6 protein-coding genes are annotated in these 4647 nt (G+C 47.0%); 4 read left to right on the top strand and 2 right to left on the bottom strand.

The window, feature by feature from the left end:
* Positions 1–214: 214 nt before the first annotated feature.
* The 4 genes from PX484_RS18790 (at position 215) to PX484_RS18805 (ending at position 3967) form a co-directional block, all read left to right on the top strand.
* Positions 215–382, top strand: coding sequence for a hypothetical protein (locus PX484_RS18790; RefSeq protein WP_002801704.1), 168 nt, complete (start codon positions 215–217; stop codon positions 380–382).
* A gap of 92 nt (positions 383–474) precedes the next feature.
* Positions 475–1218 carry a DUF561 domain-containing protein gene (locus tag PX484_RS18795; protein ID WP_287700890.1) on the top strand — a complete coding sequence of 248 codons (744 nt, stop codon included), beginning with the start codon at positions 475–477 and terminating at the stop codon, positions 1216–1218.
* Between the two features lie 277 nt (positions 1219–1495).
* On the top strand, positions 1496–2755 hold the full coding sequence (locus PX484_RS18800) for a dihydrolipoamide acetyltransferase family protein (RefSeq protein WP_002801702.1): 1260 nt from the start codon (positions 1496–1498) through the stop codon (positions 2753–2755).
* A gap of 264 nt (positions 2756–3019) precedes the next feature.
* The gene (locus PX484_RS18805; protein ID WP_287765816.1) at positions 3020–3967 is read left to right on the top strand and encodes a PRC-barrel domain-containing protein; all 948 of its coding nucleotides are present in this window, start codon (positions 3020–3022) and stop codon (positions 3965–3967) included.
* 148 nt (positions 3968–4115) lie between these two features.
* Here the strand turns inward: PX484_RS18805 and PX484_RS18810 are convergent, their stop codons facing one another.
* Positions 4116–4343, bottom strand: a complete 228-nt coding sequence (locus PX484_RS18810; protein WP_150975481.1) for a type II toxin-antitoxin system HicA family toxin — start codon at positions 4341–4343, stop codon at positions 4116–4118.
* Positions 4336–4545: a type II toxin-antitoxin system HicB family antitoxin gene (locus PX484_RS18815; RefSeq protein WP_002734849.1), complete on the bottom strand. Its 210-nt coding sequence runs from the start codon at positions 4543–4545 to the stop codon at positions 4336–4338. The genes PX484_RS18810 and PX484_RS18815 overlap by 8 nt, the downstream gene beginning before the upstream one ends.
* Positions 4546–4647 lie beyond the last annotated feature (102 nt).

Below are 4647 nucleotides of genomic sequence, written 5' to 3' on the forward strand. Positions count from 1 at the left end.
GCTAAAATTGCTACCGCTACCATGGTCATGCTTGCCAATATCGTTCGCGACTGAGTATATCGCACTCCGATCCCTTTGGTTGCAAGAATTTTTCCCCTCTTTCATCCTGTGCCAGTTGAGAAACTACCATAAAAAGGTTTTCTTTAAGACATTGTTAAGGTAGTATATACAAATTGAAACAATTAAACATAATCAGCACTCTATAGATACCGCTATGACAACTGTACTAACTAAGGAATCCTCCGCCATGAAACAGATTCGCACCACCTACCAAGCTGACCAACAGGTTAAATATCTCCATTTAGAAGCGGAAATCGAGGTACTGCTGCAACAACTGCAAAACCTCAAGCGCAAAAACCAAGAGAATCAAAACCTAAATTAAAGAAAATTTCCCTAAGAATTCTCAAATCCCACCCTCTGATCAGCGAGAAGGTGGGAAAATGTTTTTTGAGAATTCCAGATAGGTGTAGATTAATGATCAATTTTGCCTTACAGCAAGCCTTCGCCCGTCGTCATGCCCTGAAAGTGATCAGTGGGTTAAATAATTTCGATCGCTCGCAGGTTCTCTCAGTAGTTAAAGCCGCTACAGCCGGAGGAGCAACTTTTGTCGATATTGCCGCTAATGCTGACCTAATTCGGGCGGTAAAAGCCTTGACAAATTTACCCGTGTGTGTATCGGCCGTCGAGCCAGAATTGTTGGTGATGGCAGTGGCGGCCGGGGCCGATTTAATTGAGATCGGTAATTTCGATAGTTTTTATGCCCAAGGACGCATTTTTGAAGCGGCGGAAGTTTTAGCCCTAACCCGTCAAACTCGCGACCTACTGCCCGAAATTACCCTGTCTGTGACAGTTCCCCATCTCCTACCCCTCGATGAACAGGTAAGACTAGCAGAAGCTCTAGTTAGTCAGGGTGCCGATATTATTCAAACCGAAGGCGGCACTAGCAGTCAACCCCGTCACGCCGGTATTTTGGGACTGATTGAAAAAGCCGCCCCGACTTTAGCGGCAGCCCACGCTATTTCCCATGCGGTTAAAGTTCCCGTCCTCTGCGCTTCCGGTTTATCCAGCGTTACCGCCCCTATGGCGATCGCTGCTGGAGCGGCTGGTATCGGTGTTGGTTCGGCGATCAATCAATTGGATAATGAAGTAGCCATGGTGGCAGCCGTGCGCGGTTTAGTTGAATCTCTGCAAGCACAACCGGTCCATATTGGCAACTAGAACAATTTTTGTCTAGATACGACGGAGAAGGGGCCGTTTTCCCTTCTCTTTTTCCCTTTGTCACCAGTTATTTTAGCTGTCAGGAGGCGGTCGTCAGGAGTCAGAAGTCAGGAGATAGGAGATTATTTTATTTATTCTCCCCACACCCCACACCCCAATTCATAATTCATAATTCATAATTTATAATTCCCACACCCCACTTCCCCACACCCCCAACCCCATCAACTGTGGTAAAATGCGCTATGGCTCAAAACATTAGAGATAGAAGCACTCCACCATGATTCGAGATATCTTCATGCCCGCGCTCAGTTCCACCATGACCGAAGGAAAAATAGTTTCTTGGGTGAAGTCCCCCGGGGAAAAAGTCAGCAAAGGGGAAACGGTGTTAGTGGTCGAATCCGACAAGGCCGACATGGACGTGGAATCGTTTTATGATGGCTATCTCGCTGTAATTTTAGTCGAAGCTGGCCAAGAAGCGCCCGTGGGGGAAGCGATCGCCTATATTGCCGAAACTGAAGCGGAAATTGAACTGGCAAAAGCTCAGGGAAAAACCGCCGCAGTCGCCCCTAGCAAGCCCGTAGAGACCCCAGAAATCGCTCCGCCTCCCGTTTCGATCCCCGTCGCCGTCGTTAAAGATAATGGCCGTTTAGTCGCCTCTCCCAGGGCCAAAAAACTGGCTAAAGAATTAAAGGTGGATCTGAAAACCCTAGTGGGTAGCGGTCCCCACGGACGAATTACCGCCGAAGACGTAGAAAAATCGACAGGAAAAGTCAGCACCGCCCCCGCTCCTGTCATTACTCCCCCGCAACCCGTCAGCGTCCCTGTAGCGGCTCCTAAAGCCCCGATTCCAACCAGCGCCCCAGTCGGCCGGACTGTTCCCCTCACCACTCTACAAAAAGCCGTCGCCCAGAATATGTCGGTTAGCCTACAGGTTCCCACCTTCCAAGTGGGCTACACTATCACCACCGACCCACTGGATCAACTCTATCAACAGCTAAAATCCAAGGGTGTCACCATGACGGCCCTGTTAGCAAAAGCGGTGGCCAACACCCTCGCTAAACATCCGATCGTTAATGCCTGCTATAGCGACGCAGGAATTCAATACCACGGGGCGATTAACGTGGCCGTAGCCGTAGCTATGCCCGATGGGGGCTTAATTACGCCGGTTTTGCGCTCTGCTAACCAGATGGATATCTATTCCCTCTCCCGCAGTTGGAAAGATTTAGTCGATCGCGCCCGCAGTAAACAACTGCAACCGGAAGAATATAATAGCGGTACTTTTACCATTTCTAATCTGGGAATGTTCGGAGTCGATCGCTTTACCGCTATCTTACCCCCCAACCAAGGCGCGATCCTAGCCGTGGGTGCTTCCCGTCCCCAAATCGTCGTCAATAAAGATGGTTTATTCGGAGTGCAAAAACAGATGACGGTTAATCTCACCAGTGACCACCGAGTCATCTACGGGGCCGATGCAGCCTCCTTCCTGCAAGACTTGGCTAAACTGATCGAAACTGAGGTGCAGTCCTTAACTATGTAATCAGAATCTAGACAGCAGGAGCCAAGGGAGTTTCTCTCTAGCTCCTGCTTTGTTGTTACTAAAAAAATGTAAAGAATTAGCTAAAATGGGTTTAACCCTATCTATCACCCGAAACTATCGCCCAAACAAGGTCAAAAAAAGTGTTAATCTCAGGGAACTTTAAGATCTAAGCTAATATCGGTAAATTAACACTCAATTTCGCCCTATATATTAAGCCTACAATAATTCGTATTCCCACGCCCTAACGCCTACCCATAGGAAAAAATGATCACAGAGAATAGTCGCTTACGTTCAGAATTTTTAAATACACAGGTTATCACTCGCAATACAGGCAAAAAACTCGGCGTTGTTAAAGATATCCTAGTAGATATCGATCAACGAGAAGTGGTTGCCCTGGGACTCCGCGATAATATCCTCTCCCTGTCGGGAATGCCTCAATATATGTATTTATCGAGCATCAGTCAGACGGGAGACGTGGTTCTCGTTGAAGATGATAACGTCTTGGAATCCGTCGATATCGATGCTTATACTCCCTTAATCGGTAGTGACGTGATCACGGAAACCGGCGAACCTTTAGGCAAAGTCCGCGATTATCAATTTGATCCCCTTAGTGGTCAATTACATTCCATTATCATTGCTTCCCTGGGATTTCCTCTGATCCCCGAACAATTGATCAGTACCTACGAAATTTCTATCGAAGAAGTGGTTAGCAGCGGTCCGAATCGCTTAATTGTCTTTGAAGGGGCCGAGGAACGTCTCACGCAGGTTAGTGTGGGGGTTTTGGAACGTTTGGGTATTGGTCGTCCCCCCTGGGAAAGAGAAGAGGAAGAAGCTTATTATACCCCCGCTGCTCGTCCAGAAAATCAGTTAGGTACGGGCATTCCCCTCCGCACCCCCGTGGAGGCCGCTAAACCCGTTGAAGAACGCTGGAGTGAGGATGAATGGGAAAAAGAACCCCTGCGTGCCACTCCCCCACCGCAAAAACGGGCCGAAGCTCGTTATTATGAGGAAGAATACGAGGAAGAAGAAGATAACTGGGGAGAAGCTCGCTCAGAACGCACAGAAAGCTTTTCTCGTCCTCAGTACGACGATTACGAAGATAAGGCCGAGGATGATATGTGGGATGATGACGTGGAACCAGATTACAATCCCCCCCGCATCAATATCACCGAGAAGAAAAAGGAAAGAATCCCCGAATACGAAGACGGTTAATCTTTGGTCATCCCCCTATCCATTAGTTACATCTTTCTTAACATAAAATTTGACAAAAAAAGAAAAGTGTGGTATGTGGCTCAAGGGGAGTTCTCTGGGGGGACTAAATACTTTTGGTATCACGTCGAGTGCAGTGATTTGTCAGACTTTACAGATGTTCAATGAACTCTTCAACTGTGACTTGGGCTTGTTTCAGAATTCCACTTAATGTACCAACCTTCAATTCCTGATGTACAGGGACAACACAACCAATTTTGCCATCTTCGGTTTCTTTCTTCATCACAACATGGCTACCTGTTTGACGAACTTGCTTGAAGCCTAAGCGTTCAAGAGAGCCAATTGCCTCCCGACTAGAGATTCGTGGCAGCTTAGGCATAACTAACCTCAATACTGGTCACAAATCTAGGGGATGTTTCTGGTAAGGTAAATTCCTCTAGATAAAGCCGTGTGGCTTCTTTCAATCCAGCAATCGCCTGCTCAATTGTTTCTCCTTGATCTACTGTGCCAACTTCTGGACATTCAGCAATGTACATATTATCTTCTTTGTACAAAATAACAGTAAAGATGCGATTTTTCATGGTGTCTTATCATCTCCGGCTTACTCTGAAAATCATAACATAACTGTTTCCTAATCGTTTGGTTAGAAAATAGTTAGGTTTCCTGATCATTGACCCAACTCA

This window comes from Microcystis sp. M49636_WE2 (genome assembly GCF_030065375.1).
GTDB lineage: Bacteria > Cyanobacteriota > Cyanobacteriia > Cyanobacteriales > Microcystaceae > Microcystis > Microcystis aeruginosa_C.

Coding starts and splice junctions, on each gene's coding strand:
- PX484_RS18795 (WP_287700890.1), top strand. CDS start 475: ATGATCAATTTTGCCTTACAGCAAGCCTTCGCCCGTCGTCATGCCCTG.
- PX484_RS18800 (WP_002801702.1), top strand. CDS start 1,496: ATGATTCGAGATATCTTCATGCCCGCGCTCAGTTCCACCATGACCGAA.
- PX484_RS18790 (WP_002801704.1), top strand. CDS start 215: ATGACAACTGTACTAACTAAGGAATCCTCCGCCATGAAACAGATTCGC.
- PX484_RS18810 (WP_150975481.1), bottom strand. CDS start 4,343: ATGCCTAAGCTGCCACGAATCTCTAGTCGGGAGGCAATTGGCTCTCTT.
- PX484_RS18815 (WP_002734849.1), bottom strand. CDS start 4,545: ATGAAAAATCGCATCTTTACTGTTATTTTGTACAAAGAAGATAATATG.
- PX484_RS18805 (WP_287765816.1), top strand. CDS start 3,020: ATGATCACAGAGAATAGTCGCTTACGTTCAGAATTTTTAAATACACAG.